General features: G+C 49.3%; 2 protein-coding genes. Both read left to right on the forward strand.

Annotated elements, in window-relative coordinates; all coding sequences use genetic code 11:
• The first annotated feature begins 25 nt into the window (after nt 1-25).
• Nucleotides 26-7,720 (forward strand): amino acid adenylation domain-containing protein, encoded by a 7,695-nt coding sequence (locus M1E06_RS10960; protein ID WP_337819349.1) that lies wholly within the window; start codon nt 26-28, stop codon nt 7,718-7,720.
• 16 nt (nt 7,721-7,736) lie between these two features.
• Entirely contained in the window at nt 7,737-15,377 is a 7,641-nt protein-coding gene (locus M1E06_RS10965; RefSeq protein ID WP_456270554.1) for an amino acid adenylation domain-containing protein, read from the forward strand.
• Nucleotides 15,378-15,379 lie beyond the last annotated feature (2 nt).

Raw genomic sequence — 15,379 nt, forward strand, 5'->3', positions numbered from 1 at the left:
TTCGCCGGAAAGGTGTGTGGCATTCATGGCGCAAGAGACAGAGATTCAAGATATTTATCCATTGTCGTATATGCAGGAAGGAATGCTGTTTCATTCACTGCTTCACCCTGATTCAAACGCCTATATTGAACAAATTTCCTTCACCATCAGCGGTGATTTGTGTCTGGATTCATTTCAGAAGAGTCTGGATCTATTGATTGAACGTTACGACATTTTCAGAACGATTTATATAAAAGAGGTGCCTGATCTGGACGGGCCGCAGCAAGTCGTTCTATCACACCGAAAAGTAGCTGTTCAGACGGAGGATATTTCTGCCTTGACGGCTGAACAACAGAATACGTTGATAAATAGCCGCAAACAAGCAGATCGGCTTCAACGGTTCGATCTGCAAAAAGGTCCATTAATGCGGCTGACCCTTTATCAAACAGGAGAAAAACGGCATACATGCGTATGGACCCACCACCACATCATGATGGATGGATGGAGCTTAGGTATTGTGCTGCAAGATTTTTTCCATATGTACTACGCTCTAAGAAACGGCCGGCCTTTCCGCCTTGGGAAGCCGGCGCCTTACAGCACATACATGACTTGGCTTCGCGGTCAGAATAGAGAAAAAACAGCTGCCTTCTGGTCCGATTATTTGGAAGGGTACGGGGAGTCTGTCTCTGTCCCCGGTTCAAAAAGCAAAACAACAGAAGGCGGTTATACACCGAGACACCTTCAATTCTCACTCAAGCCGGAAACGGTTGAAAAACTTTCCGATTTAGCAAGGCGATTGGGCGTGACGTTAAACACATTGTTTACAAGTATATGGGGCTTGCTTCTGCACCGCTACAACGCGACTGATGACGCTGTATTCGGCGCAGTTGTTTCAGGAAGGCCTTCCGCCATTGACGGGATCGAATCAATGGCCGGACTGTTCATTAACACGGTGCCTGTCCGGATTCGCTCTTCTGCGGGTATGTCATTTTCTTCACTCGCCAAACAGGTGCAAAAAGACATCCTGACTTGTGAAGATCACGGCTATTATCCTCTCTATGAGATTCAAAACGAGAGCGGCTTAAACAAAGACCTGGTCAATCATATCCTTGTATTTGAAAATTATCCCGTCCAAATGCAGAAAGAGGTTAACGGCTGGGAAGAATCGGAGGAAAACGCTCTTCATCTTGATCATTTTTCCACGTCAGAGGAAACCAATTACGACTTGAATATTGTCATTGTTCCCGGTGAGACCTTTTACATAAAATTCAGCTATAACGCCGAGGTCTATGATCAAACCGACATACTTCGGCTTCAAGGGCATGTAAAAGAAGTGATCGATTGTATACTATCAGATCCCGATCAATTGATCACAAGCATTGATCCCGTGCCACTCGCTGAAAAAAAACTGATTCATTCCTTTCACGGCAAACAGCGAACTTATCCGGATCAAACAGTTTATGAGCTGTTTGAAGAGCAGGCCGCCAAAACACCGAAACAAGAGGCGCTCAGATTCAATGAAACAAGCTGGAGCTACCGTGAATTAGATGAGCGAGCTAATCAAATCGCTCGTGCGCTAAGGAAAGAAGGCGCAGGTCCAAATCAAGTTGCAGCTGTTATGCTGCGCCGCTCAAAAGAAACTGTCGCAGCTCTTCTCGGCATCTGGAAATCGGGCAGTGCGTATATGCCGCTTGATCCGGATCATCCGCCTGAGCGGCTCTCGTTTCTCTTACGCGACAGTCAAGCCAAATGGCTCGTTACGCAACAAGAACTGCTCCCTTTTATCCCTGCGGATTACAAAGGGAAGATTGTCACAATTGAAGAAACAGACGCGGAACCAAAAGCCGCTCTTTCAGCACAGTCACACAGCGAAAATTGGGCCTACATCATTTATACATCAGGGACAACGGGGCAGCCCAAAGGGGTGCTCGTCAGCCACAGAAGCATTTCCAATACATTGCAATGGAGACGGGAAGAATACAGCATGACAGAACGCGATATCGCGCTCCATCTCTTTTCATATGTGTTTGACGGGTCAATAACAGGTCTGTTCACACCGCTTCTGTCAGGCTCCTGCGTCTTGCTGACCGATGAAGATGATGCAAAAGATGTCGTGGCTATGAAACAGCTTATCGCCCAACACGGCGTCAGCCATCTGCTCTTCGTTCCTTCCTTATACCGCGTACTGCTGGAGACCTTGACAAAAACAGACGCGGAAACACTCCGGGCTGTGACATTCGCCGGGGAAGCCGTGACACCTGATTTAATCACCGTAAGCCGCGAGATTTGCAGCAACGCCGAACTGATAAACGAATACGGACCGACAGAAAACAGCGTGTCAACGACGGTGCTGCGGGATCTTCAGAAAAGCGAGCGATTGACAATCGGACGGCCGGTTGATAATACATCTGTCTATATTATGCACGGGAACCTCCTTCAGCCGATCGGTGCTGTCGGTGAATTATGCATTTCAGGAAAAGGCCTTGCTGAAGGGTACTTTCAGCAAAAGGAATTGACAGATCAAGCCTTTACCGCCCATCCCTTTCATGAAGGAGAACGGCTGTACAGGACAGGGGATAAGGCGCGCTTTTTGCCGGATGGAACGATCGAATACCTTGGACGCCTGGATCACCAAGTAAAAGTCAGAGGATTCAGAATAGAACTAGCAGAAATTGAATCCGCACTTCGCGGCATTTCCGGGGTAAAAGACGCGGCGGCACTCGTACGCACCACAGCAGATGGAGAACAGGAGCTTGCGGCTTATGTTGTGTTGCAAAAGGAAACAGAGCGCTTGGACCTGCATAGAGCCCTTGCCGGGAAATTGCCGGCCTATATGATGCCTGACAGCTTTACAATACTGCCCAAAATGCCGCTTACAACGAGCGGAAAGCTGGATCGCTCCGGTCTCCCGGAACCGGCACATTCAGGCGGGACAGACGTCATGCCGAAAGCGCCCCGCACTTTGCTGGAAACAGAGCTTATGTCGATTTGGCAAGACGTGTTGAAGCGGGAGCGGATTAGCATACATGATGATTTCTTCCAATTGGGCGGTCAATCTCTTAAAGCGGCGGCGCTTGTCTCAAAAATCTATCAGCGGCTTAATGTTCAGCTGCCGATTCGCGAAGTCTTTTCATATCCGACGATTGCCAGCATGGCTCCTGCAATAGAACGGGTCAAAAGTGAGACCCGTCCGGAGATAAAACCAGCACCGGAAAAAAATCTGTATCCTTTGTCTTTCGCGCAAAAAAGGCTCTATGCCCTGCATCAGCTGGCAAAAGACAGTACAAGCTACAACATGCCCGCTTGCTTGGAACTCTGCGGAACACTGAACCGAAAGCGATTGAAAGAAACTTTTGCAACATTAATCGACAGACATGAGGCGCTGCGCACTTCGTTTGTTTTACAGGACGGGGAGCCGATGCAAAAAGTCGCATCATCTGCCGAAGTGAAATGGACAGAGTTGCACATTCAATTCGAGAAATCGCTCAATGAAGTGTTGGAATCGTTCGTTCAGCCGTTTGATCTTGAAAGAGCTCCGCTGATCAGAGTCTGCTTAGCCGCGTTGAACAAAGACCGGCATTTCTTCCTGCTTGATATGCATCATCTCATTGCTGACGGAATGTCAATGAGCACGTTTATTCGTGAATTCACGGCCATTTACAGCGGGAAAGAGCTGCCTCCATTGACACTGCAATATAAAGATTTCGCTGTATGGCAAAATGAACAGTTTTCAGTCGGGGCATTCGGCAGCCAAAAACAGTACTGGCTGGAAGTGCTGAAGGGGACGTTGCCGGTGCTGGACTTGCCGCTTGATCAAAAACGGCCGCTTCTCCCCGATTTTAGCGGAGACACTTTGACCACGCATATTGACAGGGAAACAGGGGCAAAGCTGCGCCAGTTAATGGATGAGACAGGTTCAACGTTATATATGGTGTTGCTGGCTGGCTTCTCAGTCTTTCTTTCTAAAATGAGCGGCCAAGAGGATATTGTCATCGGTTCGCCGGCACATGGCCGAGAACGCGCAGAACTTGATGGCGTGATCGGGATGTTCGTGAATACAATGGCGATGCGAAGCAAGCCTGAAGGGAATAAAACAGTCCGTAAATATTTGAAAGAGATCAAAACACTGACACTTGAGGCTGTTGACAACCAATATTATCCGTTTGAGGAGCTCGTCCAACACCTTGACGCCCCACGAGAAGTGAACCGCAACCCGCTTTTTGACGCTATGCTGGTGCTTGAAAACAGCGATGATTTCAAGGTGGAATTACCGGAACTGACGCTTTTATCACATAAACTGCCGCATCACTCGTCAAAGTTTGATTTGACTTTGCATGCCGAAGAACAAGATGACGGTACGATCAGCTGTCATTTTGAGTACAGTACCGCCTTATTTGAAAAGGCAACGGTCGCGCGCTGGTCTGATCATTTTAAAGCGCTAATCGGCAGCATGTCGGCCAATCACGACATGAAACTGTCCGACATGCAAATGCTGACTCCGAAAGAACAAAACATGCTGATCAATGCTGCAGGAGAAACGGCTGAATACCCGAGACAAGAGAACATCGCGAGTCTATTTGAAAAACAGGCAATGGCCTCTCCGGATCAAATAGCCGCCGTGATCGATGATCGGCAGCTGTCTTACCGGGAACTTGATGAAAAGGCTGAACGGACAGCTGCTGTGTTGAATGAACATGGTGTCGGTTCAGGGCAAGTGGTCGGTTTAATGACAGACCGTTCACTCGATATGCTTGTTGGGATTCTCGGCATCTTAAAAGCGGGAGGCGCTTATTTGCCGATCGACCCTGATTATCCAGCTGAACGGATCCGCTTTATGCTGAATGACAGCGGGGCCAAACTGCTGCTTACTCAATCCGGACAACAATGGGAAGAACCTATAGACATACCTGTTTTATATATTGACGAGGCAGAAAAAGCCGCAGCGAAAAAGCGGCGCCAGCCGATATCAGCCGAACAGCCGGCATATGTGATCTACACATCAGGAACAACAGGAAAGCCGAAAGGTGTAGTGATTGAACACCGCAATGTGGTCAGCCTGATCAAACATGACGAGCTGCCTTTTTCATTCGGATCCCGGGACGTCTGGACGCTGTTCCATTCCTATTGTTTCGACTTCTCAGTTTGGGAAATATTCGGCGCTCTTTTACACGGCGGAAAAATTGTCATTGTCCCGAAAGAAACCGCCCGCGATCCCCATGTCTACCGGCGGCTTTTACAAAAAGAAGGCGTGACTGTGCTAAACCAGACGCCTACAGCTTTTCACGGGCTTATCGATGAAGAATTAAGGCATTCGGACCGCTTACAGCTCCGCTATGTCATCTTCGGGGGAGAAGCCCTGCAGCCCGGGATGCTGATGAACTGGATTGAGAAGTATCCAGAAACGGATCTCATCAATATGTACGGCATTACCGAAATAACGGTGCACGCCACGTATAAAAAGCTGACTCGAACCGATATGAAACACAATAAAAGCAATATCGGAAAACCTCTGGCAACCCTACAAGCCTATGTCGCGGACGCCTATATGAACCTGCAGCCTGTCGGTGTGCCAGGAGAACTGTATATCGCAGGCGCCGGAGTCGCAAGAGGCTATATCAACAGAGAAGAGCTGACCGCTTCCCGATTCATCACAAATCCATATGTCGGAGGTCAGCGCCTGTATCGTACGGGAGACATCGTCAAAAGGATGCCAAACGGCGAGCTGGAATATGTCGGCAGAAAAGATGCGCAAGTGAAGATCAGAGGATACCGGATTGAGTTGGGAGAAATCAGAAGCGCCCTTCAAGAACTGCCTCCAATCAAGGAAGCAGCAGTCATAACAAGAAATGACAAAGACGGACAGCAATCGATCTATGGATATGCGGTAACGGCGCAGAGTATGAATGAAGCAGAGATTCGTACATCTCTCAGAACGCTCCTCCCGGAATACATGATACCCGCGCGGATCATACAGGTTGATGAACTGCCGCTGACAGCTAACGGCAAGCTCGACGAAAATGCGCTGCCAGAACCGGCGACCAATCAGGGCGCAGGTGAAGATATAAGTCCAAGAAACGATATTGAACAGATGATGGCTGAGATTTGGGAAGAGCTCTTAGGAATGGAGGGGCTCGGTGTGAACGCCCATTTCTTTCACCTTGGCGGAGATTCTATTAAAGCGCTGCAAGTATGCGCAAGGCTAAAGCAGCGAGGCTATGAAACAACGGTTCGTGAGCTGTTTAAACATCAGACGCTTGGCGAGCTGTCAAAGCAGGTAACGAAAGTCCGGCGCGAGATTGATCAAGCGCCCGTCAACGGCGAAGTGCCGCTGACGCCTGTACAGCACTGGTTTTTCTCACAACCTTTGTCACACGATCACTTTCATCAATCTGTCATGCTGCACAGTTCCGCGCGATTTGATGAAACAGCTCTGCAAAAAACGCTCGCCCATATCGTGGTCCATCATGACGCATTGCGGATGGTATGCGGATATCAAGACGGAGTTTTAACGCAGTACAACAGAGCCGAAGAGCTTGCCAAAGAGGAGCTGTTTTCGTTTGAACTGCTTGATGTAAGAGAAGCAGGATCATTAGCTCAAGAGCATGTGATGATTGAAAGGGCCGCGGAACATATTCAGAAATCGATTCAGCTTCAGACAGGGCCGCTTGTTGCAGCCGGCGTTTTTCGCGGATCGGACGGCGATCATTTGCTGCTTGTGATTCATCACCTTGTCATCGACGGAGTATCATGGCGCATCCTCTTCGAAGATTTAACCGCCGGATACAAACAGGCCCTGGCGGGAAAAGAAATCGTGCTTCCGGAAAAGACAGATTCCTATCAAACCTATGCCAAGCGGCTGACTGATTACGCAACAAGCCGACAGCTATTACGGGAAATAGATTACTGGACTGAAAGGGAAAAAACAAGAGTTGAACCGCTTCCGAAAGATGCCGAAACCATTACGAATCTGCTGCAAGATACAGACACCATAGACATTCGGCTGACAAAACAAGAAACAGAGCGTCTGTTAACGGCTGTAAACAAGCCGTATACGACAGATACAAATGACATATTACTCGCCGCGTTAGGTCTTGCGCTTCACAAATGGACCGGCAATGATCGATTCAAAATCAGCTTGGAAGGCCATGGAAGAGAAGCGCATTTGGAGGATATCGATATCAGCCGGACGGTCGGCTGGTTTACCTCGATTTATCCTGTTTTACTCGATGCAAGCCTTGCGGAGTCCGCAGATGATCATGAGCGTTTCGGCTACCACATCAAGCGGACAAAAGACATGCTGCGCCGTATTCCGTATAAGGGCGTTGGCTACGGGGTGCTGAAATACATCGGCGGCATGTGGGAACCTGAAGATTTCCAGCGTCCCGACATCAGCTTTAACTATTTGGGACAGTTTGACGAAGATATCAAGTCGAGCGGATTTCGCGTTTCTCCCGTCAAAGCGGGGCATGAGATCAGTCCGGATTGGGAGCGGCCTCATCTTCTCGATATCAGCGGCGCCGTATCTTCAGAATGTCTCGTCATGCACTTTGTCTACAACCGGCTTCAATATGAGAAAGAAACAGTACAAGCTCTAGCAGACCATGTTCAATTTTTTCTCAAAACGATCATCAAGCATTGCACAGAAAAAGAAAACCATGAAAAAAGTGCAACAGACTTCACTGATGAAGATTTAACTTTGGAGGAACTAAGCGACATTATGGGAGCTGTCAATAAATTATAGAAAAGGAGAGTCGCTGATGGTGCAGCAACCGGAAATACAAGATATCTATCCTTTATCTTTTATGCAGGAGGGCATGCTGTTTCACTCGCTATTGGATCAGGAATCTAGAGCCTACTTTGAACAGGCATCATTTACGATAAACGGCTCGCTTGATACAGAACGGTTTCAAAAAAGTTTAGACGCGCTGATTGAACGCTATGATATTTTCCGCACTGCGTTTATACACAAAAATGTGGCAAAGCCGCGCCAAGTCGTGTTAAAAGAGCGGCAAAGCCGCCTTCAATTTGTTGATATTTCTCATCTGGACGAGGCGGCTAAAGAAACATTTGTCGATCAATTCGAACATGACGACAAGAAAAAAGGATTTGATCTGCAAACAGACCCTCTTATGAGAGTATCTATCTTAAAAAGGGCACACGAACAATATCATTGTATTTGGAGCCATCATCACATTTTAATGGATGGCTGGTGCTTTGGTATTGTGATGAAAGAATTTCTTGCGATTTACAAGGCTTTAGGAAAAGGGCAGCTTCCTGATTTTGAACCGGTTCAGCCGTTCAGCAAGTATATTAAATGGCTGATGCGACAGGATCGAAAAGAAGCTGAAGCCTTTTGGAAAACAAGGCTTGTCGATGTCAAACAAACCGCATCACTGCCCAAAACATCATCATCCTCAAAAGGAAAGCTTGAGCAGATGGCATTTACCCTATCTAAAGAACAGACTGAAGGGCTGCGAAAATTGGCCTTGCAAGCAGGCGCGACGCTGAATACGGTTTTTCAGGCATTATGGGGAATCATTCTGCAAAAGATCAACCGCTGTGATGACGCAGTCTTCGGTTCCGTTATTTCCGGGAGGCCGTCTGATCTTGAGGACGTAGAAAAAATGGTCGGGCTTTTCATTAATACCATTCCCGTCCGGGTCCAAAGCGGGCCGGAGTCCTTTTTGACATTGGTCAGCCACTTGCAACAGGAGTCACTGAAAGCGGAAGCGTACAGTTATTATCCTTTATATGATATTCAGGCGCAAAGCACGCTGAAACATGAGCTGTTTGACCATATTGTCGTATTTGAAAACATACCGGCCCAGCGCGAAATTGAAAGTCTGAATCAAGCTGATGCATTCGATTTCACAGTCGATGATTTCGATATGGATGAAGTTACCAACTATGGATGCAGCATTAAAATCATTCCGGGAAGCTCGCTTTATATTCGCATAAATTTTGATATCGGACTGTATGATCCAGCCATGATGAAAAAAATCGAACTGTATTTACGCCATATCATAGGCTCTGTCATCGCTGATCCCAATCAACAAATCGCACAAATTGCATTGCTTGGCGAAGAAACTGCCAAAAAGATGCTGTACGAATTCAATCAAACAGAGCCCGCTGCACCTTTAGCGCCGACGCTGCATAGCTTTTTCACCCGCCGTGCAGCTCTGTCGCCGAACATGCCGGCGCTTCGTTTTTCCGGTGGTACCTTAACATATCGAGAGCTTGATCAGTATACCAATCAGCTCGCTGTCCGGTTGAAGAAAAAAGGCGTTGCCAAAGAAAGTGTGGTCGGCGTGCTCGCTGACCGTTCACCAGAGATGGTAATCGCGGTGCTGGCTGTTTTGAAAGCCGGCGGCGCTTACGTGCCGCTTGATCCAGACTATCCTGAAGAACGGCTCAGATACATGCTCGCCGACAGCGGCGCCAAGCTTCTCGTCACAGGGCCGGGTTTGTCCGTCTCCGGTTTTGCCGGTGAGACGCTTGAAGTCAACCTGTCATCGTTTCAAGCGGAGACAGCGGAGACCGAATCGGTTTGCGTTCATACAGATGGCGGCTCACTCGCCTATGTCATCTATACATCCGGTTCAACCGGGACACCGAAGGGCGTCGCGGTTGAGCACCGACAGGCTGCCGCCTTTTTGTCCGGGATGCAGCGCCAGTTCCCATTAACTGAAGATGATGTCATCGTGCTCAAGTCATCGTTTTCATTTGATGCTTCGATCTGGCAGTTGTTTTGGTGGATGATTCCCGGCGCCTCCATGTATTTGCTTCCGCAGGGCTGGGAGAAAGATCCCGCTTTAATGACAGAAGCCTTCACAAACGAAGGAGTGACAACGGCGCATTTTATCCCGGCGATGGCCAACAGCTTTTTAGACCAGGTCGAGATGGAAACAGAGGAGAAAAGGACAAGCCTTGCGAAAACCTTGAAACGCGTATTCGCCGGAGGTGAAGCGCTCGCTCCCCAGACAGCCGCCCGATTTGCCCGGTCTTTGCCGGAGACTGCGGTCATTCACGGCTACGGGCCGACAGAAGCTACGGTGGATGCCGCATTTTTTCGATACGACCACGAAAAAGACAGGGAACGGATGCGGCTTCCGATCGGAAAACCTGTACCGGGAGCCCGTCTTTATATTTTAGACAGTGAGAAAGCTGTCCAGCCCATAGGGGTGGCCGGAGAACTGTATATCGCAGGCGCGGGTGTCGCAAGGGGCTATTTGAACCGTCCGGAGCTGACAGAAGAACGGTTTCTCGATGACCCGTTTTATCGAGGGGAACGCATGTATCAAACGGGCGATCTGGCGAGATGGCTCCCGGATGGCACCGTTGAATGGCTGGGCCGCATGGACGGCCAAGTGAAAATCCGCGGCTACCGAATCGAACCGGGAGAAGTCGAAGCGGCGCTTCGCCAGATCGACGGCGTGCGGGAAGCGGCGGTTGTCGCCCGGACAGAAGGGGAGGAAACCGAGCTTTGCGCCTATATTGAAGGTCAGGATCAAAAGACCGCAAGGACAGAACTGGGCAAACGCCTGCCGGCCTATATGATGCCTTCATCATTCATCGAGATGCGTGACTGGCCTGTCACACCGAGCGGAAAGCTTGACCGCAAGGCGCTGCCCGCTCCCGACGGAGCGGCTGAACGACGCGCTTACACCGCGCCGCAAACCATCACGGAAATGAAGCTCGCCAAGCTTTGGGAAGAGGTGCTGAAATACGGCCCTGCCGGCACTCGCGACCACTTTTTTGAACAAGGCGGCCACTCGCTGAAAGCGACTGCGCTCGTCTCCCGCATCGCCAAAGCGTTTGGCGTGCAAGTGCCGCTGAAGGAGATTTTCGCCAAGCCGACACTGGAAGAGCTCGCAGCCGTGATTCAGGAATTGGATGAAAGCCCGCATGCGGCGATTGAACCGGCAGAAAAACAGGACACCTACCCGGTGTCCTCGGCGCAAAAGCGGATGTATGTCCTTCAGCAGCTGGAAGACGGCGGTGTCGGCTACAATATGCCGGCGGCGCTTAAGCTGACAGGACCGCTCGACCGCGCCCGGCTTGATGAAGTATTCAGGCAGCTGATCCGCCGCCACGAATCGCTCAGGACGTCGTTTGAAACCGGGGTAGACGGCGAGCCTGTCCAGCGCATCCATGATGATGTCCCGTTTCAGCTGATGGAATTGGCCGCGGCTGAAGACTTTGTCCGTCCGTTCCGGCTTCAAGAAGCGCCGCTTTTCCGCGCCGCTCTTGTGAAGGAAGCGGAGGAGAGCCACCTGTTGTTGGTGGACATGCATCACATCATTTCCGACGGGGTGTCTGTCGGCACTTTAATCCACGAATTCAGCGAGCTGTACGCCAGCCGGACGCTTGCCCCGCTGCGGATTCAATATAAAGACTACGCCGTCTGGCAACAGGCATTCAAACAAGGGGAGGCGTACAACAGACAGGAAGCCTATTGGCTGAAGCAGCTCGACGGAGAGCTGCCGGTGCTTGAGCTTCCGGCCGACAACGCCCGCCCGGCGGTGCGAAGCTTTGCGGGTGATACAGTGTCCCGCACGCTTGATGCGAAAACAACAGCCGGCCTTTACAAGATCGCCCGCGACAACGGCTGCACCCTGTATATGGTTCTTCTCGCCGCGTACAGCACGCTTCTTTCCCGTCTCAGCGGACAGGAGGATATCATCATCGGTTCACCGATCGCCGGAAGGCCGCACAAAGACTTAGAACCTGTCATCGGGATGTTTGTCAACACATTGGCGATCAGAACGCAGCCGGCAGAAAACAAATGTTTCAGCGATTTCTTAAAGGAGGTCCGCGAAACGGCGCTTGAGGCGTTCGAGCATCAGGATTATCCGTTTGAAGAGCTTGTCGACCGGCTTGATGTCGTCCGTGATATGAGCCGCAATCCGCTGTTTGACGTTATGTTCGCTCTGCAAAATATGGAGCGGGAATCACTGACTCTGCATGACTTGCATTTGACGACTATAGCTCATGACGCCCATAAAGTCTCTAAGTTTGATATGACTCTTTATGCAGCTGAAGAAGATCAAGAGACAATCCGTTTTGATGTTGAATTCAATACAGACATCTATCAAAAACAAACGATCAAGAAATGGCTTTCCTACTATATTCATATTCTCCATCATGTGATCGAACATCAGAACATTCATCTCGGAGATATCCATGTATTAGATGAACATGAGACAAGCTCATTCATTCACACATTTAATCAGACAAAACAAAACTACCCGAAACACGAAACGATCAGCCGTTTATTTGAATATCAAGCAGCCAAAACACCTCACGCCCCGGCCGTTATATATGACAGGCAAACCTTGACTTACCGTGAACTAAACGAACGCGCCAACAGAATAGCCGCTGCGCTTCGAGCAAATGGCGTCGGTTCAGAAAGTGTTGTCGCACTATTAACAAGTCGCACCCCTGAACTTGCGGTCGGAATTCTAGGTATTTTAAAAGCCGGCGGAGCCTATCTTCCCGTCACTGAAGACATGCCGACAGAACGGCTGGAATGGATGTTGTCTGACAGCAATGCTGTGATGCTCCTCCAATCAGATCGATTAGAATCTCATATGGCAGGAAAACGGTTATTCATAGAAGACATCCAGCTTGAGGTCGGCATTTCAGCAAACAGTCCCGAACAGCAGGGCGGTCCTGATTCTCTCGCTTATATCATGTATACATCCGGATCAACCGGCACGCCAAAAGGCGTAATGGTTGAACAGCGCGGCGTCGTCCGTCTCGTAAAAAACAGCGATATGGCATTTTCACCTGAAGACAGGATTTTATTGACAGCGTCATTGGGATTTGACGCGATGACATTTGAAGTATTCGGACCGCTATTAAACGGGGCATGTTTATACATCAGTGACAAGGAAACTTATTTAGATTCCGATCGGCTCAAGACATTCATACAGCAGAACGGCATCACGACTTTATGGCTGACATCATCCTTATTTAATCAATTATCAGAACAAAATGAACGAACATTTTCCGACCTGTCCAGATTGATTCTCGGCGGAGAAGCCCTGTCGCCAAACCATGTCAATCGCGTTCGCAACACGGCGCCGAATCTCGCGCTATGGAATGGCTACGGCCCAACGGAAAACACAACATTCTCAACGTGCTTCCGGATTGAACACGAGTATAAGCATTCTATTCCGATCGGCCGCCCAATCGCTAATTCAACCGCTTATATTGTCAACAGCCGCGGGAGATTGCAGCCCATGGGTGTCATCGGAGAATTATGCGTTGGCGGAGACGGGCTAGCCAGAGGCTACTTCGGGAGACCTGAACTGACGAAAGAAAAATTTGTGCCAAATCCCTTCACACCTGGTGAACGAATGTACCGGACCGGTGATTTGGCCCGCTGGCTGAAGGATGGGTCGATTGAATATATCGGCCGGATGGATGATCAAGTAAAAATTCGCGGCTACAGGATTGAGCTGGGAGAAATTGAAGCAGCATTGCGGCAGATTGACGGTGTCAAAGAAGCCGCCGTCATCGTGCGAACCGGTCCCTCAGGACATAAAGAACTCCTTGCCTATATGAGTCTGCAAGCGGAAATGAATATCGAGAAAGTCAGATCCCTTCTTTCTCAGCAATTGCCCGGGTTTATGATCCCGGCGCATTTGGTTGAGCTTGCCGCCTTGCCTCTGACACAAAACGGAAAGCTCGACAGAAGAGCGCTGCCTGAGCCGGAGACCACAGCAATCAACACAGCATACGCCCCTCCGCGCAACCAGCTGGAGGAACGGCTTGCCGTGATCTGGCAAGAGGTGCTCGGCGTTGAAAAAGTCGGGATTGAGGATTCGTTTTTTGAACTGGGAGGCGATTCGATTAAAGCCCTCCAAGTATCTGCGCGCCTTGGACGGTTTGACTTGAAAATCACGGCAGGCGACTTATTCCGCCATCCAACTATTAAAGAAGCCGCACCTCTCATCCGCAAGACTGAGAGAAATATAGATCAGCGGCCGATTGAAGGAGAAGTACCTTGGACGCCCGTTCAGCGCTGGTTCCTCGCACAGCATATTGAAGAGAGGCAGCATTTCAACCAATCTGTCATGCTTCATAGCTCAGAAGGATTTCAGGAACAGCCGCTGCGAACAGCTTTACAGCATCTTGTCATCCATCATGATGCCCTCCGCATGACAATCATCGATGACGGCGGCCAGCTGCAGCAATTTAACAGGGGAATTCATGGAGAACTTTACAGCCTGAACATAAGAGACCTTTCTAAAACGGCACAATGGGAGAAGCTGATTGAAGACGAAGTCGCTGATTTGCAGCGCAGTATCCATTTGCAAACAGGCCCACTGCTAAAAGCAGGCTTGTTCAACACAATGTCGGGAACTTATTTATTTCTCACCATTCATCATTTGGTCGTCGACGGGGTCTCATGGCGGATTTTGCTTGAGGATTTATCGGCAGCATACAGTCAGGCGGCCGCAGGACAACCGGTTCAGCTTCCGCGGAAAACGGACTCATACCAATATTTCGCAAACCGGCTTGCCGAATACGCAGAGAGCAGCAAGGTCATTCGCGAACAATCGTATTGGCGCACTGTTGAAAAAGAAAAAGCCGCTTTACTTTCTTGTGAAAAACCGCATAGCGCTGCGGACAACATTCGGAAAACGGAAAGCTTTACCCTTTCCGAAGAAGACACACACGTTTTAATCCACAAGGTTAACAACGCCTACAACACAGACACCCAGGATATTCTGCTGACGGCAGCATCATTAGCCCTGTGTGATTGGATGGGAGAGAGGAAACTGCGGATCGCGATGGAAGGACATGGGAGAGATCACACCCTTCCTGAATTGGATATCAGCCGGACAGTCGGCTGGTTTACCACAATATATCCTGTGTTGATTGATTTACATGCAGCCGAAGGCGAGTTGGGGCTGGCAGTGAAAACAGTCAAAGATACACTCGGCAGAATACCGGACAAAGGAATGGGATACGGCATTTTGAAATATTTAACATCCTCTGAAAACAAAACAATCCAGTTCAGCAAAGCGCCTGAAATCGGTTTTAATTATTTAGGGCAATTCAATGATACAGAACGCCAACAAAAGTTCAGCTTTTCGGGGCTTGCAAGCGGGAAAGACATTACACCTACATGGCAGCGTGAGCAAACGCTGGAAATGAGCGCCATGGTAAGGCAAAATCAGCTGCATTTCAATTTGAGCTATCCGCCAAGCCGGTTCCATAAAACAACAATGAAACAGCTGCTGCACATGGTGAAACATAATTTGCACCAAATCATCAAACATTGCGCACATAAACAAGAAACAGAGAAAACGGTCAGCGATTTTAGCAGCCAATCGTTAACAGCGGAAGATTTGGACAATATTGCGAGCTTTGTCGAGGAACTGTAGGA

It is taken from the genome of Bacillus sp. AK124, assembly GCF_053903085.1.

What these genes read in the sequence shown, in the direction of transcription:
- M1E06_RS10960 (WP_337819349.1), top strand. Translation starts at nt 26, where the DNA reads ATGGCGCAAGAGACAGAGATTCAAGATATTTATCCATTGTCGTATATG.
- M1E06_RS10965 (WP_456270554.1), top strand. Translation starts at nt 7,737, where the DNA reads ATGGTGCAGCAACCGGAAATACAAGATATCTATCCTTTATCTTTTATG.